17 protein-coding genes, 3 tRNA genes and 1 riboswitch are annotated in these 22,001 nt (G+C 58.2%); of the genes, 2 read left to right on the forward strand and 18 right to left on the reverse strand.

Annotated features, from left to right (window positions below; translation table 11 throughout):
* Positions 1 to 430 precede the first annotated feature (430 nt).
* From RCH93_RS11800 to RCH93_RS11845, 10 genes are all read right to left on the reverse strand, one after another.
* Positions 431 to 505: transfer RNA gene (locus RCH93_RS11800), tRNA-Thr, on the reverse strand.
* Between the two features lie 53 nt (positions 506 to 558).
* Positions 559 to 633 (reverse strand) — tRNA-Gly (locus RCH93_RS11805).
* 104 nt (positions 634 to 737) lie between these two features.
* Positions 738 to 2,477 carry a mechanosensitive ion channel family protein gene (locus tag RCH93_RS11810; protein ID WP_306548610.1) on the reverse strand — a complete coding sequence of 580 codons (1,740 nt, stop codon included), beginning with the start codon at positions 2,475 to 2,477 and terminating at the stop codon, positions 738 to 740.
* Positions 2,478 to 2,725: 248 nt separating this feature from the next.
* On the reverse strand, positions 2,726 to 2,956 hold the full coding sequence (brnA, locus tag RCH93_RS11815; RefSeq protein ID WP_306548611.1) for a type II toxin-antitoxin system BrnA family antitoxin: 231 nt from the start codon (positions 2,954 to 2,956) through the stop codon (positions 2,726 to 2,728).
* On the reverse strand, positions 2,937 to 3,209 hold the full coding sequence (locus RCH93_RS11820) for a BrnT family toxin (protein WP_306548612.1): 273 nt from the start codon (positions 3,207 to 3,209) through the stop codon (positions 2,937 to 2,939). The genes brnA and RCH93_RS11820 overlap by 20 nt, the downstream gene beginning before the upstream one ends.
* A gap of 325 nt (positions 3,210 to 3,534) precedes the next feature.
* Positions 3,535 to 5,844, reverse strand: a complete 2,310-nt coding sequence (locus RCH93_RS11825; RefSeq protein WP_306548613.1) for a serine protein kinase PrkA — start codon at positions 5,842 to 5,844, stop codon at positions 3,535 to 3,537.
* A gap of 36 nt (positions 5,845 to 5,880) precedes the next feature.
* Complete coding sequence (locus RCH93_RS11830) at positions 5,881 to 7,515, reverse strand: SpoVR family protein (RefSeq protein WP_306548614.1); 1,635 nt, start codon at positions 7,513 to 7,515, stop codon at positions 5,881 to 5,883.
* Positions 7,516 to 7,548: 33 nt separating this feature from the next.
* Positions 7,549 to 8,934 (reverse strand): DUF444 family protein, encoded by a 1,386-nt coding sequence (locus RCH93_RS11835; protein WP_306548615.1) that lies wholly within the window; start codon positions 8,932 to 8,934, stop codon positions 7,549 to 7,551.
* A 46-nt stretch (positions 8,935 to 8,980) separates the two neighbouring features.
* The gene (locus tag RCH93_RS11840) at positions 8,981 to 11,041 is read right to left on the reverse strand and encodes a serine protein kinase PrkA (RefSeq protein ID WP_373693291.1); all 2,061 of its coding nucleotides are present in this window, start codon (positions 11,039 to 11,041) and stop codon (positions 8,981 to 8,983) included.
* A 229-nt stretch (positions 11,042 to 11,270) separates the two neighbouring features.
* On the reverse strand, positions 11,271 to 12,170 hold the full coding sequence (locus RCH93_RS11845) for a sirohydrochlorin cobaltochelatase (RefSeq protein WP_306548617.1): 900 nt from the start codon (positions 12,168 to 12,170) through the stop codon (positions 11,271 to 11,273).
* 379 nt (positions 12,171 to 12,549) lie between these two features.
* Positions 12,550 to 12,730, reverse strand: a riboswitch (cobalamin riboswitch).
* Positions 12,731 to 12,848: 118 nt separating this feature from the next.
* Here RCH93_RS11845 and RCH93_RS11850 point away from each other — a divergent pair.
* Positions 12,849 to 14,657 carry a cache domain-containing protein gene (locus RCH93_RS11850; protein ID WP_306548618.1) on the forward strand — a complete coding sequence of 603 codons (1,809 nt, stop codon included), beginning with the start codon at positions 12,849 to 12,851 and terminating at the stop codon, positions 14,655 to 14,657.
* 32 nt (positions 14,658 to 14,689) lie between these two features.
* Here the strand turns inward: RCH93_RS11850 and RCH93_RS11855 are convergent, their stop codons facing one another.
* The 7 genes from RCH93_RS11855 to RCH93_RS11885 all read right to left on the reverse strand — a co-directional run bounded on the left by RCH93_RS11855 (position 14,690) and on the right by RCH93_RS11885 (position 21,506).
* Positions 14,690 to 15,868, reverse strand: coding sequence for a citrate/2-methylcitrate synthase (locus RCH93_RS11855; protein WP_306548619.1), 1,179 nt, complete (start codon positions 15,866 to 15,868; stop codon positions 14,690 to 14,692).
* A 133-nt stretch (positions 15,869 to 16,001) separates the two neighbouring features.
* Entirely contained in the window at positions 16,002 to 17,216 is a 1,215-nt protein-coding gene (locus RCH93_RS11860) for an AI-2E family transporter (RefSeq protein WP_306548620.1), read from the reverse strand.
* A 93-nt stretch (positions 17,217 to 17,309) separates the two neighbouring features.
* Positions 17,310 to 18,593: an adenosylmethionine--8-amino-7-oxononanoate transaminase gene (gene bioA, locus RCH93_RS11865; protein WP_306548621.1), complete on the reverse strand. Its 1,284-nt coding sequence runs from the start codon at positions 18,591 to 18,593 to the stop codon at positions 17,310 to 17,312.
* A gap of 4 nt (positions 18,594 to 18,597) precedes the next feature.
* On the reverse strand, positions 18,598 to 19,566 hold the full coding sequence (gene bioB / locus RCH93_RS11870) for a biotin synthase BioB (protein WP_306548622.1): 969 nt from the start codon (positions 19,564 to 19,566) through the stop codon (positions 18,598 to 18,600).
* Between the two features lie 20 nt (positions 19,567 to 19,586).
* The gene (locus tag RCH93_RS11875; protein ID WP_306548623.1) at positions 19,587 to 20,210 is read right to left on the reverse strand and encodes a hypothetical protein; all 624 of its coding nucleotides are present in this window, start codon (positions 20,208 to 20,210) and stop codon (positions 19,587 to 19,589) included.
* On the reverse strand, positions 20,207 to 20,797 hold the full coding sequence (gene amrA / locus RCH93_RS11880) for an AmmeMemoRadiSam system protein A (RefSeq protein ID WP_306548624.1): 591 nt from the start codon (positions 20,795 to 20,797) through the stop codon (positions 20,207 to 20,209). Before amrA ends, RCH93_RS11875 begins: the two co-directional genes overlap by 4 nt.
* A gap of 190 nt (positions 20,798 to 20,987) precedes the next feature.
* The gene (locus tag RCH93_RS11885; RefSeq protein WP_306548625.1) at positions 20,988 to 21,506 is read right to left on the reverse strand and encodes an LEA type 2 family protein; all 519 of its coding nucleotides are present in this window, start codon (positions 21,504 to 21,506) and stop codon (positions 20,988 to 20,990) included.
* A gap of 118 nt (positions 21,507 to 21,624) precedes the next feature.
* Between RCH93_RS11885 and RCH93_RS11890 the strand changes: the two genes are divergently transcribed.
* Positions 21,625 to 21,714 (forward strand) — tRNA-Ser (locus RCH93_RS11890).
* A 101-nt stretch (positions 21,715 to 21,815) separates the two neighbouring features.
* Here RCH93_RS11890 and RCH93_RS11895 read toward each other — a convergent pair.
* Positions 21,816 to 22,001: hypothetical protein (locus RCH93_RS11895; protein WP_306548626.1), on the reverse strand; the 186-nt coding region annotated here is incomplete at its 5' end.

The raw sequence follows: 22,001 nt of genomic DNA on the forward strand, positions 1-22,001 counted from the left end.
CGCTTTTGTCAATGCTTCTTTCGCCTTTGCTAAAACTTCCTTGCCGCTTGCTGGTCGTGCCATATACCCACCTCCATTGATGGGCACATTATATCACTTTTGTTTTAGAAATGGAATTACATGTCGTTATCACGATAAAATGTGAAAAATAGGCCGCCACAATGTGGCAAGAAGGAATTCACCGATTCCGGATAATCGGTAATATTTACGGCATACACCGAAAAAGGTGTGTTGTAACTTCAACAGTATCGGACGGTATCGGACGCGAAAATCGGGGACAGTGTAGGGAATTGAAATTAAGATAATCTTGGCGGGTTGCAAAATCGTTGCCGTTGGGGACAAAAAAAATTCCCTGCCGACCAAGGTCAACTAGGGGGATGTTTTTATCAGTCGAGGAATGTGGAGAGGTTCGAATAAAGGTGTGAAGCATTGGAGCCCGCGATCGGACTTGAACCGATGGCTTCCTCCTTACCAAGGAGGTACTCTACCACTGAGTTACGCGGGCGAAGAGCAATAACTATAATGCCGACTATCAATGCCGGCATAGACCGTTACTAATGGAGCGGGAAACGAGATTCGAACTCGCGACTTCAACCTTGGCAAGGTTGCACTCTACCACTGAGTTATTCCCGCTCGTCATTTTCAATAACCACAAATAATAACAAAATCATTTGGTAAGTGTCAAGAGCCATTCACAGGTAAAGGCTTGGGGTAACACGAGAAAAGCATCGGATGACCTACCGCTGTTGCCCCTCATGAATATGCACGCCCATCTGGGGAAACGGAATTTCTATGCCTTCCTGGCCGAATTTCAGGTAAATGGCGCGGTTGAGCTGGTGAATCAGCAAGTCCCGGTCCTGGGGCCTTGACACCCAACAGAACAGGTCAAAATCCAAGGACGAAGCCCCTAAAGCCATGAAACGGACCTGCGGCGCAGGGGCGGGCATGGCCAGTTCGTTGTGTGTCGCAAGTTCCAGGAGGATGGATTCCACCTTGTCTATGTCCGTTCCATAGGCAACTCCAATTGTTATCTTCACCCGGATGGAGGGGCTGGGAAGGCTCTGATTGATAACCTTTCCGTTGGTGATGACTGAGTTGGGTATGGTGATCATGATATCGTCTCGGGTTAATAGGCGGGTGCTTCGCATCCCGACCGCTTTTACCTCGCCGCGCTCCCCGCTGCTGAGGACGATATAGTCTCCGGCCCTGAAAGGACGGTCCATAAAAATGGATATGCCCCCGAAAAAATTGGCCAGCGTTTCCCTGGCTGCCAAGGCGACGGCAACACCGGCAACACCCGCCGAGGCAAAGATGGCGGTGACGGGAATGCCGAAATGACTGCCTACCTTATAGAAAAGTAGGAACACAAGTCCGAAGGTAAACAGATTGCAAACCAGCTTGATTACGTCTGCATCAAGGGCTTCCTCCTTGATGTTGGTCGACCGAATAATACCATGCATGACAAGGTCGCCGGAAATGTAGATTGCCATGGCGCAAAAAAGAGCAAACGTAATGCCCAGCCCCACGGTCAGATAGCGAAGAATGTCCCCGGTGATGTTCACCTGGGTGTCGGCGATGTAATTGGCGGCCAGACAGAGGAGCATAGAGGCGCAGGGAAACACCAGGCGGAGCAGCCCCGAATCTTTGGCGTCGGACTTACGCCAGTCCCTCATGTGCCATTTCCCCATGAGCAGCACGGCAAACAAGCAGGCTCCCAGGACAAGAATCAGTCCGAACCACTGCCAGACAGCCTGGCCGTGCAGGCCGAATCTCATCCATTCCGGGAGTTTTTTTAGGAGTCCCTCGGGGATCATCCACCCCGACGAATAAATATACTGTTCATAAAGCCCGGTATACTCCCCTCCCTTGTCCTGCCGGTATGGAATATCCCTAACCTCCCAGTAAAAGTTTTCAAGGGCCTTCACGGTTTCAGGCGTAAACAGATACGATCCCAGCCGCGGCCCCTCGGTCACTCGGCCGATGGTGATTTCCGTATGGGGAATCCACCAGGCCCGAATATCCTGCTGCTTGGCTTCCTGGCGGTCCGGCACATCTTCCATTTTTGGCAGTTCTGCACGATCCAGTATTTCCCGGAGCATCAGGACGCTTTCGATGCCGATCTCCGTCTTAAGGGTGGATGGGACCTGACTCAAATCAAAACAGCGGGCGGCCCGCTGCAGGAATTCCTTTTCGAGCCTAGCATCCTCCTTGGAACTCACCGCCGCCGCATGGAGTTGGTCGGTATAATAGATGAAGCTGCTCAATGTCGCCCGAGGGCTGGAGGTATCCGGCGGCTCTAAGGGGAAAATGTTTGCCGACCAGGCGGGCCGGCTGGAAGCGCACAGGCCCAGGATTAGCAATATCTTGAATATTCTACAAAAAGAAAGCATGGAAATGTTTCCCTTGATGAATGAAAGGCGTTGAAAGGTAACGCCTATAGGCCTATGGGATGGCTTGCAGCTTCCCGTAAACTGCATAACCAGTTTATCCGTCTCCCTATCGTTTACCAGGGCTTATTCTCCAATTTTCTAAACTGGAGTTAACATTCCACAGAGCAAATCAATAAAACTGAACGGGAAATTGCGGATAGGGGAGGAAATACGGAAGTAATATCAGGTGTCCCGGTATACCTGGAACGCCTTGGAATGACAGCGCAACACCGGGTTCAACTCCCGATGCTGAGCTATATCGGAAAGATATTTCTCCATAGTTGGAAAGCACCGCGTCAAAATTGTGCAGCGGTTTTTAACTTCTCGGCAATCCAAACTTTTACAAGCGCCTGCCTTGTGATGCCGAGACGATGCGCTTGCTTATCAAGCCCATCCACAACCCAGGCCGGGAAATCAATATTCACCCGTCTGCTTTCCTGGTTGACCCGGCGAGCCTTTGAAAAATCAAGCTCATTGGTCAAATCCTCGCCTGCTTCGAATTTTTCGTCAAATTCTTGAGCTTTCATAATATTCCACCTCGTTTTCTCGTGAACGCCGGACAGATATAATTCTAAGGGCGTCGCCACGATATGTAATGACCGCTGACCAGTGCTTTGAGCCGATCTTGCCAACAACAAGGCAACGGCCCTCATCTTCAACAGTCTTGGTTGGAATTTCCAACAAATCCCAATCATCCCAAAGCGCTTGAGCATCAATAAAATCAATTCCGTGCTTCTGTTCGTTGGAAGCGCTCTTGCTGGCGTCAAATTCAAATTTCATGCTATTATGGTATAATATTTATACTGTTTTGCAAAATAGAAAGAGATTTGCGGCGACGCTGGGGAAAATATTTTGGGGGCCGCACTGGGGGCCTTTTTAGTGAAGTAGGTTGTTTTTCGAGGATACGGAATGACGCGAAAGCCTTGTATTGCGTTGGGTGGAACTGCCTTGGTTTCCCTTAAACGGCCTTTCACGCTGGCAACACCGGTTCAAATCCGGTTGGGGACGCAAAAAACAGGGTGGTAGCTCACAGGGATGTTCCCTCACAATACACTCACCACGTGTAGAACGAACGGGATTGGCTGGTAATATTCTGCCCGGCGGCTCAAGGAGTGAACTGTCCCAGGCTCAGTTGCTCTGAGAACACTTTGGCCAGATTGTTGTCGATGACGTAAATGCAAATCTCCTTGGCGCCCTGGCGGGTATAGCCGAATTTTTTCTGCAGATTCTTCATCATGAAGCGGACGTCGGCCTGGATTTTTTTATCGTAGGTCTTGAACGATTCCTGATCGAATTCCTTGACCGCACGGCGGAAGTTTTCGTTTTCGAGGAAGGGGTCGAGCACCTTCTCCTTGAGATTATGGATATAGCGCTCGTGGAGGTGGAGGTAGAGACTGGTTGCGGTAATGTCCAGGTTGTCGCGGAGGATTTCCTGGGTCAGGGTGGTGCTGGTGTAGGTTTTCTGCACGCTGCTGCGGAAGGCAAGGGCGTCGGAGGAGGACACCATCAGCCGCGACTCGATCCGCTGGAAAAAGGCTTCGCCGATCTCCAGCCGCTCGCCGGTGAACCGGCAGGTTTCCGTGGAGCCCGGCTCGAAGTTGACCGCGAACATGTAGTTTTGGATGTCCTTGGCGATCTGCTCCTCATTGTAATAATAGAGCGATTCTTTGACCGACTGCAGCACCGCGTAGTTGTACATCCGCAGCAGGGAATCGAGAAAGCCCATGGGGAGGATGCTTTTGTCTTTCTTGCAGTATTTGCGGAAAAAAATGCCCAGCATCGACATGTCGATCAGTTTGTCTTCCCGGGCGTACATCGAATAAAACTCGTTGAACATGCGGATGGAATCGCGACCCGACAACCCTTGCCAGCCGTCGAGTTCGGATTCGGCGATGATTTTCAGCCGCCGCTTGGAAGTGAACCGCTCCACATCCTCCTCGCCCAGCCACGCCGGAATGTAGCCGGTGTAAATCTCCATCTTCAGCAACTGCAGGTTGCGGTCGCAGTAGAGTTCATACTTGTCGGCATCTTGAATCCACTCAAGCATGGCGTCGGACTTGGTCCGAAGGCGGGTGGCCACGATCACCCGGGCAAAATTGTGCAGCACTCGGGGCAGAAAACTGGCGTCGATGTGTTCCCCGAAAACCTCGCGATAGATCTCAACTTCAGTTTTAATGTCAAGAACATAGGGGATGTTGACATATTCGATCCGGTCGGAGAAGGCCGCCAGATCGGTCAACACCTTTTTATCCTCCGGATTCATCAGGGCAAGAAACAGGGAGTTGATCCGCTCCTCGACGTGATCCACCTTGTGCACCCCGTCGCTGATGATGTTGTGCAGGTCCATCAACCGCTCGGTGTTGTGCGATTTGACGTCCATCAGGGCGTAGATGCCGTTGTTGCTCTTGGCGTAGCCGGAATAGAGATACGGCACCTTGCCGCAGGGAGAAAACATGGCGTTCAGGGTACGCTGCACCCCTTCGTCGGTGCGCACGCCCCGTTGCGAGCGCCGGTCGCCGGGATTGAACACCGAGATGCCGGCCCCCAATCGTCGGTTGAATACATAGGGCCGGGCCAGCACGCTGTCCAGCACCTTGAGCGGATCGCCCTCCTTCTGCAGCAACTCCTGGTAGAGCGAGAGGCAGATAGTGCAGGGTTCGTCGCGGAAGACCCACTCATATTTCTTTTCGTTGAAGAGCTGGGCCTTGAAGTGATCGTTCTCCAGCAGGTCGTCAAGGAACTGGCGGCGGATCTCTTTGGGGATGATCAGCAGCGGATGGTCGTGGCTCGGGCAGGGCAAGGTCAGCCAGCCGCCAGCCTCGCCGTGTTCCCTGTTTGAGGCGGTTGCGCCGCTCTCGCTTTCGCCGCCCATTTCCTCGCCCAGCAACTGAGAAATCTTACTGGCCAGGCTGGCCACGCCGTGCACGCCGCCGGCCAGTTCGGCCGTCTTCAATCGCCACACCACCTCGAACCGGGTTCCTTCCGGGGTGTTGGCGTACTGCTCGAACTGGCGCAGCAGGTTGTTGAGAAAGGTTGATTTGCCGCTGCCGTGCGGGCCGTCGAAGATGTAAATTTTATTCTGTTGATCGCCGACGGAAAGCGACTCCACATGGCGGAGCAGGCGGTTGGCAAAGAGACGGTCGGCAAAAAACGGTCGGTCCGAGCCCTCGACAAACAGGCGGCTGCAGTCGTAGTTGAGATAATTGATGGATTCCGGATCGTTGCGGTATTCGTCCAGGCCGGCGCGGACAAAATAATGCACCATGTCGGCGTAGACCTGAGTGACGTTGCGAATGTTGCGTTCAGGTCGCTCCGCCACCTCGCGCAGAAATTCGGTAAACAACAGTTCAGACTGCCGATTGCGGGAGCCCCGGTACTCTTTGAGCGTCTCCAAGGCCTTGGTCAGTGCGCCCATCCGTTCACCTTCCTGTTTCGGGTTGCCGCCGTCGCATCATTCCACCAAGGTCCGCGACAGCGTCTTGTCCTTCATGGTGTAGCGAAACCGCTTCCAGCTGATGGTCCGTTTCGGGGTTTCTTCCTTTGCCTGGCCGTCGCTCTCCCGACCGGCTTTCATCGGGATGGGCACGCTGGTGTAGAGGTGGACCTCGTCGCCCCAGAGATATTCCACCCCGAGCATCACCCCCTGGAGAAAATCGCGCAGCAGCGGCTTGCCCTCGAATGTGTGGTTGAGGATCAGGGCGTTGTTTTCGGCCACCGTCACCTCGATGCGTGGCGGGTGATAGAGACTGTCGGCCACCATTGCCTTGTAATCGGCGGCCTTGCGGCTTCTGACATAGTATTGCCAAGCCATCCGCTCCTTGTTGAGCCGCTTGCCGACCACGAACAGCCGGTGCTGATCAACAAAGTCCTGATCGATGAAGCTGTTGACGAACATCGAATCGCAATAATTTTCCCGGAGGTGAAAGACGTAGTCTCGCCCCTTGCCGGTGGCCCGATCAAAGTCCTGCCGTTGCCGCCGGTCGGCGGTTTGGTAATACTCCAGGCCGGTGCGCCCCTTTTCCGCCTGCTGTTCAAGATATTGCAGGAGGCGCATGCCCAGGGCATAGGGGTTGAGGCCGACCCGGGGCATGGAGGTGACCTTGGCGTTGACGATGGCGTAATCGACCTCGTGACCCTTGATCCGATCATCGCCAAGAAACAGGGTGTCGTGCCAGTAGGAGGCCCAGCCCTCGTTGAGGATCTTGGTGCGGATCTGCGGCTGGAAGTAAAGCGAGGTCGAACGGATGACCTCAAGGATCATCAGCATCCAGCGGTTTTTTTCCTGATGGAGAAAGGGCGAGTATTCCATCAGGAACTGGAGCAGATCGGTGCGGCCGACGCTTTTCTTTTCCTGCAGTTTCCTGGCGTGGAGGGCCTCGAGTTCGGCGTGCTTTTCGGTGACGCTTTTCAGAAACCGGATTTCTCCGTCTTCGGGATGCTCTTTGAGCAGCCGGTTGTAGCGGGCAATCTCCTGGGAATAGAGGCTCACCGATGATTTGGGCCCGCGCTGGAGAAAGACGTCAAAGTAGTAGTCGAGCAGACTGAGATTGCCGGCGGAGGCCTGCTCGCGGCTCTCGGCCAGCACATCGAAATACCCCACCAGATTGTCGATGGTGCGGGCAAATTCGATCACGTAATCGACCCAGCGGCCTTTTTCCGAACGCAGCTTGGCAAAGAGCCGTTTGTCGGCCAGGGCGCGACCGGTGAAATCGTAGTCCCAGGTGTGGCGGAAAAAGAGGTTGTTCTGGAAAAAGTCGATGTGGCCGATAACGTGGTAGAAAATCATCACGTTGAGCCAGTCGGGATTGTTGTCGTTGTAGTAGGAGATCGGCGGCCGGGTGTTGATCACCGTTTCGTAGGGATTGTTGGGGTAGAGTTCGTAGCGGCCCTGTTCGCGCAACACCTCGACCTCCTGCACCCAGTAGTCGTAGAGGGTCGGGATCATAATCTTCGGTCCGAGTTCCAGCATGTCGCGGTTGGTGACCACGTATTCCAGGGTCTCGTCCTGAAAGCGCAGACCGGCCTGCCGGGCGCGTTCCTTGCACCCTTCCATGATTCGTTTGGCATGCTGACTGATCAGTTCCATAATCCCCACCGGGAGCGGACGCGCCGCTCCTTGCTAAGAAATCAGATGTTTGATGCCCTCGATGATCCGCGCTTCGGTGCTCTCCTTGGCCATCACGTCCAGGCGCAGCAGCTCTTTCTTGCTCTCCAATAGGCCGGATTTGCTGAGGTATTTTTCCACCTCGGTGCGGCGGCTGCCCTCCAGACCGTTTTCAGCGATGGTGATCCCAACCCGGCTGGCAAAGACCAGCATCTTTTCCAGTTCGGGCAGCGACTCCTCGCCGTAGGTGTCCCAATCGTCGCCGTCGGTGCCGTGGAAGACGTAAATGGAGTAGTCGCGGGCCAGTTCCTCTTCGGCGACGATCTGATTGACCAGCCGATAGGCCGAGGCCACCTGGGTGCCGCCGGCCACCTGCATTGAGTAATAGGCCTGGAAATTCTCGACCTCGCGGGCCTCGGTGTCGTGGAGGATGAACCGGGTCTCCACCTGATTTTGGTACTGGTAGCTCAGCCAGGCGTAGATCAGCACATGCTGGTTAACCACCAGCTCGGTGGGTTTGCCGCCCATGGAGCCTGAGTAGTCGCGGACAAAAAAGACCACGGCCTGGGATTCATAATCCTTTTCCTTGGAGAGAATGCGGTAGATCCGGTCGCGGGGGGAGATCAGCAGGTTGCCGGTGTCGACCTGGGTTCCGGCCTGCACCCGTCCTAGGGCGATGTTGGTCTGGATCACCCGCTTCAGGGTCGCCTTTTTATCCAAAATTTGACCAAAACCGCGATTGCGGTCGGTGAGATCATAGGCAAAGCGGGTCAGGGACCGTTTCTTGCCCTTGTCGCGCAGGTTGGGCAGGGCAAACTGCTCGGTGAGGATGCGGCCCAGATCGTAGACCGTGGATTCCAGCTCGTGGGACCCGCCCTGACCCTGTCCGGCGCCGCTGCCGCCGCCCGGCTGCTCGCGCACCGGCTGCTCGCCGATCACCTCGCCTTCTTCGCCTTCGCCGGCTCCGCCTTCACCGGGGTCCTGGCCCTCGCCGTCCCCCTCTTCTTCTTCGGGAACCCGGTCGTGGACCAGCTTTTCCTCCACCGTGGTCGGGATGACCACCACCTTGTCGTCGCCGTCGCGTCCGGGTTTGACCAGCTTGCCCACCCGGATCTTGCGGGGGAATCCGTCTTTTTCCCGCTGCAGATCCCGCTGCAGGAGATGATCAAGCGACTGGGCCGCCACCATCGAAACCGCCGGCGAGGCGTTGCCCTGACCAAAGATTTCCGGATCAACGTAGCTGTAGAGGGAACGCCCAACCGGAGCCGGGCCGAATAGATGGGCCAAATCGGGGTCGCCGGCCTGTTCCGCCATCGACAGTTCCCGCTCAATCACCCGCCGCTGGGTCTCCGACAGACCGCCCGCCTCAAGGCTCTGATACAACTTGCGTAACCTGTGCATTGCCGCCTCCGCTTTCCGGTCGGTTGACCCCGTTTGGCCGTGCGCCTCAGTTCTCATCCACCTGGGTGCAGAAATACTCGATGGTCTTCTGGGCGCAGGTGAGGCAGTAGCCGAGCTTGTGCAGCATGGTGTCGATCATCCGGTCGTAGAGCTTCTGGTTTTCCTCGTTGGTGCGGTTGGCCAAGGCGCCGATCAGGCTGCCGGCCCCGGCAATATCGGACTTGAGCCGGACGTCGGTGACCGCCTTGACCAGTTCAAGGTTGTCCATGAAGTCGTAATCCGGGTTGACCGAAATTTTCTGGCCGTAGATCTTGCGAATCGAGGTGCGGAAACTGTCCTTCTGTTCGCGGATCTTCAGGCCCAGGCCGGCCTCCACCGAATCGATGTAGCGCTCGTCGATCTTGAGCGCGATCAACTCCCCGGTTTGGGGATTCTTGTACTTCCACATCCGGTCCACGCCCAGATTCTCGGCGTCGATGCCGATGATCATGTTGACGTAGTTGAGCACGTCCTTGCGGATGGCCAGCGGCTCGTCCATATAGGCGTTGAACATCTCGGTCATGATCCGTTCGCGGTAGAGCCCCTTGGCGATCTTGAGATCGTCGAGGAACTTGGCCCGGTCGGGGGCGTCGGAGACGTAGTCCAAAATCACCCGCTCCAGGGCAATGAACACGTCGTAGGCGAACATGCAGCGGCCCTCATTGGTCTCCGAACTCTCCAGCATCAACTGCATGGTGCGGCCGAGGTTGCGCTGGCCGAGCCCTTTCTGGCCGAAGCGTTTGGTGATGTCGGGCTCCTGGTTGAGGGTGTCGATCACCTCGGAAAGCGTTTTGAGGCTCTTCTCCCCGGCCACCTCGCCGGCGGCGAGCTTCATGGTTTCAATCGGGGTCAGTTTCTCCGAGCGGGGCAACCGGGTCAGGACCACCGCCACCGAGGCGGCGTAGTTGAGGTTCGGGTCCTGGTGCATGGTGTCGCCGGTGAGGGTGGTTTTCGACTCGTTGCCGATGGCGTAGCCGGTCAGGGCGTGCTGCTGGCGGTAGTTGGTGTTGTGGGAGACGTAGCAGATGCGGCAGCGGTCGATGATCGGGGCCTCTTCCTTTTCGGCCAGGAATCGGTTGAACTCCGAATTGTTGCTGGTGGCGATGATCAGTGTGTCGATTGGCCACTTGTAGCCGTCGATCTCAATGGTCCGGTTCTGGATGATGCCCAGGTAGACCTGCACCAGATCCTTCTTGTTCTTGTAGATCTCGTCGCTGAAATGGATGCCGCCGCCGGCCACCCGGGCCAGCGCCCCGCGACGGAGGTCGAAACGATACGGGTTGTTGGTGTCGCTGATGTGCAGCAGCCGCTGGATCGATTCCTCGCCCAGCAGATCAACCGCCGACGAGGTGATTTTGTCCTTGGCCGGATACTTGCCGGTGATCGTGCCCAGGCTCTCGATCAGCGGCACGGTCACGATCTCGATGCACTTCAGCATCTCCTCGACGTCGCCTCCGGTCAACTCGCGGATGTCGTTCCAGATGTAGGCCGAGCAGGCCCCCAGCGGTCGGTAGTTCTCGTTCCACTGGGCGAGGATTGCGTCGCTGACTTTGAACTTTTTGGCCAGATACTGCATGGTCTCGCTGCGGGTTTCGCAGAGATTGAGCGCCAGCACCATCGGGTCCTCGTAGGTCTGCGACTCAATCGTCTTGATCGAGCCGTAGCTGCCGACCCGGTCCAGGCCGGTGAAACGGAAGGTGTATTTTTTATTTTTCGGCAGGGAGAGGAAATCGCGGTACAGGCTGCACAGGTACTCGACCAGGAAGGTCTTGCCGTTGCCCGGTTCGCCGACCAGGACAAAGGCCATCTCCTTGGAGGAGCCGCCCTGGGAGGCGTCCTTGACAAACGAAACGAACGAGTTGATCTCGTCGTACATGCCGATGGCGTGCTTTTTGCCTTCACGGAAGATGGTGAAGTCAAAGGTGGACTTGCCGTTGACCGTGACCTTGTTGATCTCTTTTTCCAAGATCATCCGGCTGACGCTCTGAAAGGCGTTTTCAAAGACACGCTCGCCTTTTTTAACGGCAAGGATGTGGTGGTGCAGGGTCGTGTTCTTGGGGTCGGTCATCATGCTCCTCCTAGACGAGGTAAGGATACGTTAGCCGCAACGGGTTGCAGTGTTATTATCACTGTAACCTTGATGGAATTCAAGGCGTTATTAAAAATCTTGTTGCTTTGTGGGTTGCGATGGGCAAACGGTGCAGGGCTGGGGCCCGGCGACGTCCCCGAAAAAAGGCAAAAAAAGAGGCCGCCCCTCGGGTGAAGGAACTGCCTCCGAAACCACTCCGCGTCTGCGGTTATTGCAGATGGGCCATGGCGACTTTGAGATTGTCGAGCCAGAGTTCGACAATGGGGTCAAACTCGGCCAAGCCTTTGAGCACCGGAACGCTCTCAATTCCGGCCTTGGTCAACTGGCTTTTCCAGGATTCGGGTTCGGTGCCGGCCATGTCGTTGGTTGCGTGATCGCCGGCCACGGTCATCAGCGGAACCAGATAGGCTTTTTTAACGCCCTTTTTGACCAGCGCTTCCTTGACCTCGTCAAAGGTTGGATGCCCCTCCACGGTGCCGACATACATATTGGCGTCCAGCTTCTGGGCCTTGTACATCAGGGCCGAATAGACGGCGTCGCTGGGATGATGGGTGCCGTGGCCCATCAGCACCACCGCCTCGCCCGGTTTGCGCTCCTTGGGCACGATCTTGGCCGCCACGATCTGCAGCATTTTGTCCATGGACTCGTCGCTGGACAGCAGCGGATAGGCGACCATCACCTGCTCAAAGCCCCCGGCCATCTGGCCAAAGAGCTTGCCGTTGGCGTACAGCTCGTGGAATTCCTGGCCGGGGATCATGTGCAGCGACTGCATCACCACCTTGGCGTAGCCCTCGTCCATCAGCTTGGCCATGGCCACTTCCGGAGAATCGATCAGCTGGCCTTCCTTGGCCAGTTTTGCGCGGATGATTTTGGAGGTGTAGGCCCAACGGATCTCGGTGTTGGGGAAGGCCTTTTTCACCTGTTGCTCGATATTGACAAAGGACGCCTGGGCGCTGGGGACGCTGGTGCCAAAGGTGACCAGCAGGATGACCGGGCCTTTGCCGTCCTTCGCCGGGTGCTCGTGACCGGCCTCGCCGGCCCAGGAGGCCAGAGGCAGGGTGAGCATAAATACTAGAAACAACAGCAGCTGTTTGGTTAGATTGACCATGGTGGAAGACCTCCTCGGGGTGTCGTGAGAGAAAAAAACCGGACAGGCGCCGGTTGTGGATTGCATGGCAAAGGGGCGGCAAGGGAACGCGGGGAGAGACGGGGCAGCGACGCTGTCGGCAAACGGCGCCGCTGCCGGACATCTCAGACATGGCAACACAACACAAACCCCTTCTCCCGGCAGCAGACAACGCTGCATGCGGGAGCCGTTCCTTGCGCGGAAAACGGCCGCTGTCCCGAAGGGTTGCGCCCCGTTTTCCGCCGCTGCGATCCGGAGTTTTGCCGTTGTGCAGGCAAAAAAAATCCCCGGATCATTATAAAATGATCCGGGGATGCCCTGGTCTATCCACGTATCGGCACCGTTTCTCTGATCCGCGGAGAAAGGCTGTGTCGTTTCAGGCAGGTATTCTGACTCCCGGTTCATCCTCCCACCGCGTCTTCCCAACCGAAGTCAGTGACTGTTCTGCGATGTTTGTCCCCGGTTACAGCGGCGGGCCCGTCTCCGATTTTCACGGAGTTCCCAATTATTCCCCGAAGGGAACCTGAAACCTGTGCCAAGAGAACTTGATCGCGCCGGCAAAGTCAAGCGGAATTTTTGTTTGCCCACGCCTCGTCTTCCCCTCGCCGCCGGGCGCGCAAAAACCCGGAAGAATCCTTGCTGATCGTCCCGGCAATCGTTATGGTGCAGAGATTACTTGGCATCATTGACCTGCCCTCGTTCGTTCCCCTTGCCCACTCAACAAACACACAAACCGCCGGCGCCGTCATGGAGAAGGACAAGAAACGGATATTTACCCATGCCATCTCCATCAGGATCGCCCTACCGGCCCTGCTGACCATTGTCCTGTTTGTTACCGCCACCTTTGTCATCATCCTGCCCTCCCTCAAGAACAATCTTCTGGCAAAAAAACGGGAGATGCTGCGGGAGTTGAACACCATCGTCTGGGACATGGTTTCTTCCTATGAAAAAATGGAACGAAACGGAGAGCTGAGCCGGACAGAAGCCCAAAAAACGGTCTTGAAGATTATTCAAGATCTTCGTTACGGCCCCAAGAACAAAGATTATTTTTGGGTCAACGACATGACTGGACTGATTGTCGTGCATCCCTACCGGCCCGATCTGCACGGCGAGGCCGTCCCCGACGTCCGCTATCCGAAAGGAAAAAATCTGCTGGACGAATTCGTCAAGGTGGTGAAGGCCCAAGGGGCGGGCTATGTGGAATACCGGTTTCAGTGGCAGGATGATCCGCAAAAAATCGTTCCAAAAATCTCCTATGTCAAAGGCTTTGAGCCCTGGGGCTGGGTCATCGGCACCGGCCTCTATGTTGAAGACGTCAACGTCGAAATCGGTCTGATCGCCAAACAGCTCAACGCCATAGCCTCCGTCATCCTGCTTTTCGTCTCCTTTCTGGCGGCTTACATCATCCGTCACACCATGCTGGCCGACCGCGTTCGGCGGATCATCTCGGAAGAAAGGGAAAGTCTGTTGAGGGCGTTGGAGGAAAGCAACGAACGGTTCCGCTCGCTAGTGGAAACCACCAGCGACTGGATCTGGGAACTTGATCCCGACGGGGTCTACACCTACTGCAGCCCCAAGGTGCGCGATCTGCTCGGCTTTGAAGCCGACGAGATCATCGGCAAACGTCTGGAGGATTTGATCGCGATCAAGGAAGTGGAGCGGACCAGCCGTATTTTCAAAAAACTGATTGCCTCGCAAAAACCGTTCAACGGTTTTGAGACCATCTGTCAGACGCGGGACGGTCGGGTGGTGGTGATTGAGAAAAACGGTGTGCCGGTGTTTGCTGACAACGGCGAATTACAAGGATATCGGGGCATTGCCCGCGACATTTCCGAGCGAAAAACCGCGATTGAAGCGCTCAAGAAGAGCCGGGACGAGTTGCACAACAGCCTGGAGGAAACGGTTAAATCCCTGGCCCTGGCGGCGGAGAAGCGGGATCCTTACACCGCCGGCCACCAGATGCGGGTCGACACGCTGGCCTGCGCCATTGCAACCGAGATGGGGTTGCCGGAGAAGCAGATCGAGGGTCTGCACTTCGCCGCCCTGCTCCACGACATCGGCAAGATCAGCCTGCCCTCGGAGTACCTGGCCAAGCCGGCCCGGCTCTCAGCCCAGGAACGGGCGATAATCAAGTGCCACACTGAGGTGGGCTACGAGATTCTGAAAAACATCCCCTTCCCCTGGCCGGTGGCCGACATCGTCTACCAGCATCACGAACATCTCGACGGTTCGGGCTATCCTCGGGGGATCACCGACAAGGAGATCCTGCTTGAGGCCAAGATCCTCACCGTGGCCGACGTGGTCGAGGCCATGAGCTCCCACCGGCCCTACCGGCCTTCGTTGGGGCTGGAAACCGCCCTGGACGAAATTCGTTCCGGCCGGGGCGTGTTCTACCACGCCGAAAGCGTCGACGCCTGTCTGCGCCTGATCGCGGAGAAAAAGGTCGATCTGAGCACGGCCGCCTGGTAACCGCGCCCAGATCGGGCGTTTGGCGGTTCCGCTTATTTCCGTTTGTCCAACGGCGAGTATTCGCAGCCCATCAGACCGCAGTATTCGCCCACATACTGGGCCTGGGGCCGGTACAACGCCGGTTTGCCCTGGGCGTCGGCGAACTGCTCCTCGATGATGTGGGCGCACCAGCCGGCCACCCGCGAGATGGCGAACACCGGGGTCATCAGATCCATGGGAATGCCCATCAGGTAATAGACCGGCGCGGAGTTGAAATCCACATTGGGCAGAATGGTGGTCTTGCCTTGGCCGGCAAAGATTGCCAGGGCGGTTTCCTCGATTTTTTGCGAGATGGCCGCCCATTTGCCGCCGGTGTGCTCGCCCAGCCGCTGCCCCATCTTCTTCAGATACACCGCCCGGGGATCGCCGGTTTTATAGATGGCGTGCCCCATGCCCATGATCACCCGCCCCTGTTGCAGTTCGCTTTTGACCCAGCCCTCGATGTCCGGCTCGTGCTCCAATTTCAGCAGCATTTCCATCACCTTGGCGTTGGCGCCGCCGTGCAGGCTGCCGGACAGGGCGCCCAGGCCGGCCGACACCCCGGAGTAGAGACTGGCCCGGGTGGAGACCACCTCGCGGGCGGCAAAGGTCGAGGCGTTGAAGGTGTGATCGGCGTGGAGAATCAGACAGACGTCGAGATCGTGGGCCGTGGCCGCATCGGGTTTCTTGCCCTGCAGCATCCACAGGAAGTTGCCGGCGTGATCCAATGCGGGGTCCGGCGCCAGGATGGGCTGATTGGTGCGGATGCGATGCCAGGCGGCCACCAGAGTCGGCATCTGGGCGAGCAGGCCAATGGAGCGTTGCAGACAGACGTCGCGGTCCATGACGTCGCTGTGCTCTTCGGCCATGGACAAGAGCGGCACGCACGCCTGCAGCACATCCATGGGGCGCGCGTCTTTGGGCCAGTGGCGCATGCTCTCAAACACGAATTCCGGAACCTGGCGCATGTCCTTCACCTGCCGGGTGAATCCCGCCAACTGTTCGTCCGAGGGCAGCGTGCCGAACAGCAACAGAAAGGCGGTCTCCATAAAAGAGGAACGATCCGCCAAATCCTCAATGCGATAGCCCCGGTAAATCAGCACGCCTTTTTCGCCGTCGATAAAACTGACCGCGGAATCGGCGACCGTCACCCCGCGTAAACCGGTATTCTTGACACGAATCTCTTCGCTCATCGCATGTCTCCAATGTTGTGTTCAGGTTGGGGAAAAAGGACCTTCGACGCCGCGTTGCCGGTGCGCCAACCTGGGCGATTTGCGCAGGCGCGTTTGTGCGGCCAAGCAGTTTTAATGAAGAAGATAGGGAAGTTCAACCTCTTTTCCCGGCGCCGTCGTCGCTTTCTTCGCCCTGATCCCTGGGCGGCAAGGTCTGTTGCGGCGAACGGCTTGCGGCGACGTCCTCGGCCTCGCCGGCGGCGGGCGTGGCTTCGACCTCGTCTTCCCTGGTCAAGCCATGGTTGAATAGCGGCCCGACATCGGGCAGATAGGCCTCGAAGGCCTTGCCGTAGATCTCCCAGATGGTGATAAACAGAGCGGCGACAATCGGGCCAAGAATGATGCCCAGGATGCCGAACATGCTGATGCCGCCCAGAGTGCCGAACAGGACGAACAGATCGTGCATCTCGGTGTCCTTGCCCACCAACCGGGGCCGCAGGACGTTGTCGAGATTGCCGGCCACCGCGCCACAGAGCACCGCCAGAATGGCCACGCCGACAAATTGCCCCTTCAGCGCCAGGATAATCAGGGCGGGAACCCAGACAATGGCGGTGCCAAAGGCGGGAATGATCGACAGCACCGCCATGACCGTGCCCCAGAACACTGGCCCCTGAATGCCCGCAAAAGCAAAGGCCAGGCCGCAGATGAAACCCTGGACCGCGCCAATGATCAGCGTGCCCTTGAGGGTGGCCTTGGTCACCGAGGTGAAGCGCATGAGCAAGCGGCGTTCGTCGCGGTCGTGCAGCGGCAGAAAATAGAGGATCTTGACCAGCAGCACCTCGCCCATGGTGAGGAAATAGAACATCACATAGAGCATGATCACGCTGCTGAACACCGCATTGACGGTCAGCATGGTGACTTCGGAGAGGCTGTTGATCAGAAAGGTGGAGATGTTGCCCACCACCAGACCGGCCTTCTCGATGATCAAGGCGCGATACGGGAGGATTTCCTTATAATAGGGAAATTTCTCCATGTAGGCGGTGATTGCGGTCGGCTCGTTGATAAAGGACTGCACCCAGGGGGTGACCGATTGGCTGACGCTGATCGCCTGGCCGACGACCACCCCAATGAGAATGGAGAGCGGGGCCAGCACCAGCACGACAATGCCGACGATGACCAAGACCGAGGCCAGATTTTCCCGGCCGCCGATTTTTGCGGTCAGCCAGCGGTGCGCCGGACTGACGATGGCGGAAAAGATGCCGGCCATGAACATCGGCATGAGAAACTGCCGGATCATGTCGAGGAAGAGGGCCGAGATGAGCAACACCAGGGCCAGGAGCACGCTTTTGTTAATCAGTTCCCGTTTCATCCGGTTGCCTGCAGAAAAGGAGGATTGACGATGGGTGACGCTGTGCCCTGCGGCTTCGGTGGTTGCAGCGGGGCAAAAGACCGGGAGAGGCGCTCAGTGAACCAGCGCCGCCGCCCGAACCAGCGCCGAGGTCAGGCGGGCGAGGTCTTGCGGTTCGATGATGAAGGGCGGCATGAGATAGAGCAGGCGGCCAAAAGGGCGGATCCAGACCCCTTGCTCGACAAAAAATTGCTGCAGCACGGCCATGTCCACCGGCTGCCTGGTTTCAACCACGCCGATGGCGCCCAGCACCCGCACATCGGCCACCGTGGGCAGGTCGCGGGCCGGGGCCAGTTCTTCGGTCAACTGGCGGCCAATGGCCGCAATCCGCGCCTGCCAGGGTGTTTCCAGCAGCAGCCGGATCGAGGCGCAGGCCACATGGCACGCCAGCGGATTGCCCATGAAGGTCGGCCCGTGCATGAACACGCCGGGCGGCGCGTTGGAGATCGCGGTCGCCACTTCGGTGGTGGCCAGGGTGGCCGCCAGGGTCATGGTTCCGCCGGTGATGGCCTTGCCCACGCACATCACGTCCGGGGCAACGCCGGCATGCTCGGCGGCAAAAAGGACGCCGGTGCGGCCAAAGCCGGTGGCGATCTCATCAAAAATCAGCAGCACCTGGTAGTGGTCGCACAACCGCCGCAGGCCGCGCAGATACTCGGGATGGTAGAACCACATGCCGCCCGCGCCCTGGACAATCGGCTCAATGATCACCGCCGCGGTTTCCCGGTGATGGTCGGCGAGCAGCTGTTCCATGACCGCCAGGTCGCTTGCGTCCCAGGCGCCGTCAAAGCGGCAGTTCGGCCGGGGGGCAAAGAGCTGCCCCGGCAGGGAGCGTTCAAACAGGGTGTGCATGCCGGTGACCGGATCGCAGACCGACATGGCGTGGAAGGTGTCGCCGTGGTAGCCGCCGCGCACGGTCAGTAACCGGTGCTTTTCGGGTCGGCCCACTGCCTGCTGATATTGCAGGGCCATCTTCAGGGCCACCTCGACGCTGACCGAACCGGAGTCGCAGAGAAAGACCTTGTCGAGCGGCTCGGGGGTGATCCGCACCAGCAGGCGGGCCAGCTCCACCGCCGGTTCGTGGGTCAGGCCGCCGAACATGACGTGCGCCATGCGCTCACTCTGCTCGCGGATGGCTTGGATGAGCGCCGGATGGCTGTAGCCGTGGATGGCGCACCACCAGGACGACATGCCGTCGATCAGTTCCCGGCCGTCGGTCAACCGAAGGCGCACCCCGGCGGCCGAGGCGACCGGATAGACCGGCAGGGGATTGGTGGTGGAGGTGTAGGGATGCCAGAGATGGTCGCGGTCGAATTGGAGCAGGTCGTCGCTGGCCATGGCCTTATCCGCGCGCAAACGTGAAGCCCAGGCCCGAGAGATGGCGAAGATCTTCGGCAATGCCGCCGCCGGTGGTGGTCAGATAGTTGCCGACAATGGCCCCGTTGGCCCCGGCACTGAAGCAGCGGTACTGCTCGTCGCCCAGTTGCTGCCGCCCTCCGGCCATGCGGATCACCGCCTGTGGGTTGATGAAACGGAACAGGGCCACTGTGGTCAAGACCTCGTCGGCCGAAAGCGGCTGCAGGTCGGCCAGCGGCGTGCCGGCAATGGGAATCAGGATGTTGATCGGGATCGATCTCACCTCAAGCTCGCACAGCTCAAAGGCCATGTCGATCCGGTCCGCCATGGTTTCGCCCATGCCGATGATGCCGCCAGAGCAGAGCGACATCCCCATGTCTCGCGCCAACCGCAGGGTCGCGGCCTTTTCCTCCCAGGTGTGGGTGGTGCAAACATTGGGGAAATGGGTGCGGCTGGTCTCTAGGTTGCAATGGTAGCGCCGCACCCCGGCCGCATAGAGATCGGCGGCTATTTTTTCATCCAACAAACCGGCCGAGGCGCAGAACAGCATGGCGGTGGTTTCGCTCATCCGCTGGAAGAGATGGGCCAACTCCGCCGTGGTGTCCGGCGACAGGCTGCGGCCGCTGGTCACCAGCGAAATGCGATGCACGCCGTGATCGTCGTTGTCCTTGGCCTGGGCCAGGGCCTCCTCCTCGCCAATCGCGGCGTAGGCCTCAATGCCGGTGTGGTGTCGGGCCGACTGGGCGCACCAGCGGCAATTCTCGCTGCAGTTGCCGTTCTTGGCGTTGATGATCGAACAGAGGTCGAAATGGTCGCCCAGAAAATGACGACGGACGGCGTCGGCGGCCTGGTAGAGTTCGTCTTTACTGGCGTCAGAGAGCTGCAAGGCCGTCTCCCGGTCGATCTGTCCGCCGGCAAAAACCGTTTGCAGCGCCTGGTGTACGATGGTGTCCATGGAGTTCCGAGGAATCGGGATCAGTCCCGGTTGGTTTTGATGTCCTTGGGCGGACCGCCCACGATCATTTCGGCGATGGTCAGCTTGATTTTGGGAAACAGGCCGCGTTTGTCGCCGAGGAAGCGCGATTCCAACTGGGCCAGCCGTTTGTAAAGGATGGTCCGGTCCATGGCCGGGGCCTCGGTCTCGGCCGCGTACTTGGCCTGCACAATCTCCTGACAGCGAAAACAGCCGGGGAACCGCAGGTGCTGGCCGTCCGGCCGGGTCAAAGTGGCGGGCACGCCGTGGGTGCGGCAGATCATTAGCCGGTGTTCGTAGAGGCTGCACAACCCCTTCTCATTGAGCGGACACATGATCTGCGGCCGTTCCCCCTGGCCGATCAGCAGCCGGCTTTGGGTCACATAATCCCGCGCCCGCTGCATGATCCGGTCGATCCGGGCGTCGTCAAGCGCTCGAATCCCCTCCCAGAGATAGGCCCACTCGCTGTAGGTGTAGTGGAGAAAATACGAGTCGCAGCAGTTGTCTGGACAGCCTCTGCAGGTCAGGGTGACGGCTTGGGCGACCGTGTCGTAGTCCGCAGCCATGGACTCGTAGATTTCGCCGATCTCGCAGGAGAGTTCCGGGGGAAGAAACAGTTCTTTCATAGGCCTGTCCCGCCGGAGCGGGGTTCTTCAAAGGATTGCACCTGATAGGTTGAAATGCGCAACGCCCCGGACCGCCAAGCGTCGGCGGCCAGGCCGGCCTTGCGGCAGAGTTGGCCAAGAAACGCTTCGGGGTCGGGCAGTTGACGCCACACCTGGGGCAGAAAGGTGGCGCTCGCCTCCCCTGGTCCGGACAGGATCACCCCGTCCGTGCCGGGTCGCAGCAAACGCTGCAAATCGTCGCCTGTCCCGTAGAGCAACGGCTCCGGGTTGGTCAACACCGAGATCTCGACATCGAGCGTCGGCGCCTCGGCGGCGGTCAGCGGTTCAAAGCGGTAATCGTTAAACGCGGCGTTGAGGGCGTTGCGTTTGACGCCGTCCGCCACGGATTCCACGGCGGCAAGGCTGCCGATGCAGCCGCGCAGCTCGCCCCGCTTGTGCAAGGTCACAAAAACCCCGCGCTTGTCGCCGAAAACCGGCGCCCGCAATTCTTCGGCCGTTACCGGACGCGCCGGTTCAATGCCCAGACGCCGTTCGATCTCCTGCCGCGCCAGCCGCACCAGCACCTGGCCTTGCTGTGGAGTGAGCATGATCTTGTCCGCTGATTGCATCATAAAAAAGAGGGGTACTCTATTGCGCCGGGCAATCCTGTCAATACAATTGTGCCAAAACAGAGCAGCGACAAGCCTTTCCGGCGACAACGCCGGCCCGCTCGGCTGCGGTTGGAGGGAGGGAAAGGAGTGAGAACGGCGCCGGTCGCCCGAAAATCGCCCGCAGGTCTCACCGGCGTTGACTCAATCCTTTAAGGGAGAGTTCCCCCGAGGACTTGAAGGGCACTTCCTTCTTGAATCCATGGATGCCGACCCGGACCGTGCCCTGCAACACATAGGGCACGGGCTCGTCCTTGGCCGGAGGCTTGCCGGCGGTGTGGATCATGTCCGCCACCGAGGCGATCATGTCCAGCACCGAGGCGTACACCTCCACCGGAACAACCGCCGTGCCGAAGGCGGGAACGCTCTGGTTGCCGGCGCCGATGCCGCTGGCGAAATGGCGTTTGTTGATTTCCAGGTCGCAATTGATCCCATGGAGGTCAAGGGGCACTTCATTTGGATTTAACACCCTGAGTTTGATCAGAAAAACACCCTCCATCGCCTTGACGTCCTGGATGCGGATATCGGCAATGGACACCGTGGGATCTTCCTTGAAGCCATGCATTGCCGCACAACCGTTCAAGAGCAGAACAGCGCAGAAAAGCAACAGAAAGCCGAGGGGTTTAGACTGCAGTCCGGGGAAAAACATGGCCGCTCCTTGGGTGAAAATTGGCAAAGCTCATTCTTAACCACCGGCAATGACAAAGTCAACAACACGATGGAACTGTTGACGTTCCCGCCAGAAAACGGTATCAATAGCGCCATGCGGAGAAGTGCCGGAGCGGTCGAACGGGACGGTCTCGAAAACCGTTGTGGGGGTAACTCCACCCAGGGTTCGAATCCCTGCTTCTCCGCCAGATTTAGATACAGTTCAGCCAACCCGCCTCCTTCTCAAGGATGGCGGGTTTTTTATTGGCCAATAGCGCAGAGCGAAATCCACTTGAATTAATTCAAGAAACTACTTTTCCTCTGCATCATACGTCAGCCCGAAAATAGTGTCCTTCATCCAGCGGCGGAAGGACTCGTTGTCCTGAAACTGCTTGAAAAGCTGGGCGTCGTCAGTGAAGAGCGCGGTAATGACGCACCTGAGCGCCTTGTCGTGCTCGATGCGGGCGTTCTGGCGACCGGAGTTCTTCCTGGCGTT

It is taken from the genome of Desulfobulbus sp., assembly GCF_030824455.1.
Classification (GTDB): Bacteria; Desulfobacterota; Desulfobulbia; order Desulfobulbales; family Desulfobulbaceae; genus Desulfobulbus.

What these genes read in the sequence shown, in the direction of transcription:
- amrA (WP_306548624.1), bottom strand. Translation starts at nt 20,797, where the DNA reads ATGCTCACTCCACAGCAAGGCCAGGTGCTGGTGCGGCTGGCGCGGCAG.
- RCH93_RS11850 (WP_306548618.1), top strand. Translation starts at nt 12,849, where the DNA reads ATGGTGCAGAGATTACTTGGCATCATTGACCTGCCCTCGTTCGTTCCC.
- RCH93_RS11875 (WP_306548623.1), bottom strand. Translation starts at nt 20,210, where the DNA reads ATGAAAGAACTGTTTCTTCCCCCGGAACTCTCCTGCGAGATCGGCGAA.
- brnA (WP_306548611.1), bottom strand. Translation starts at nt 2,956, where the DNA reads ATGAAAGCTCAAGAATTTGACGAAAAATTCGAAGCAGGCGAGGATTTG.
- RCH93_RS11840 (WP_373693291.1), bottom strand. Translation starts at nt 11,041, where the DNA reads ATGACCGACCCCAAGAACACGACCCTGCACCACCACATCCTTGCCGTT.
- RCH93_RS11830 (WP_306548614.1), bottom strand. Translation starts at nt 7,515, where the DNA reads ATGGAACTGATCAGTCAGCATGCCAAACGAATCATGGAAGGGTGCAAG.
- RCH93_RS11855 (WP_306548619.1), bottom strand. Translation starts at nt 15,868, where the DNA reads ATGAGCGAAGAGATTCGTGTCAAGAATACCGGTTTACGCGGGGTGACG.
- RCH93_RS11860 (WP_306548620.1), bottom strand. Translation starts at nt 17,216, where the DNA reads ATGAAACGGGAACTGATTAACAAAAGCGTGCTCCTGGCCCTGGTGTTG.
- RCH93_RS11825 (WP_306548613.1), bottom strand. Translation starts at nt 5,844, where the DNA reads ATGGGCGCACTGACCAAGGCCTTGGAGACGCTCAAAGAGTACCGGGGC.
- bioB (WP_306548622.1), bottom strand. Translation starts at nt 19,566, where the DNA reads ATGGACACCATCGTACACCAGGCGCTGCAAACGGTTTTTGCCGGCGGA.
- RCH93_RS11820 (WP_306548612.1), bottom strand. Translation starts at nt 3,209, where the DNA reads ATGAAATTTGAATTTGACGCCAGCAAGAGCGCTTCCAACGAACAGAAG.
- bioA (WP_306548621.1), bottom strand. Translation starts at nt 18,593, where the DNA reads ATGGCCAGCGACGACCTGCTCCAATTCGACCGCGACCATCTCTGGCAT.
- RCH93_RS11810 (WP_306548610.1), bottom strand. Translation starts at nt 2,477, where the DNA reads ATGCAGTTTACGGGAAGCTGCAAGCCATCCCATAGGCCTATAGGCGTT.
- RCH93_RS11885 (WP_306548625.1), bottom strand. Translation starts at nt 21,506, where the DNA reads ATGTTTTTCCCCGGACTGCAGTCTAAACCCCTCGGCTTTCTGTTGCTT.
- RCH93_RS11845 (WP_306548617.1), bottom strand. Translation starts at nt 12,170, where the DNA reads ATGGTCAATCTAACCAAACAGCTGCTGTTGTTTCTAGTATTTATGCTC.
- RCH93_RS11835 (WP_306548615.1), bottom strand. Translation starts at nt 8,934, where the DNA reads ATGCACAGGTTACGCAAGTTGTATCAGAGCCTTGAGGCGGGCGGTCTG.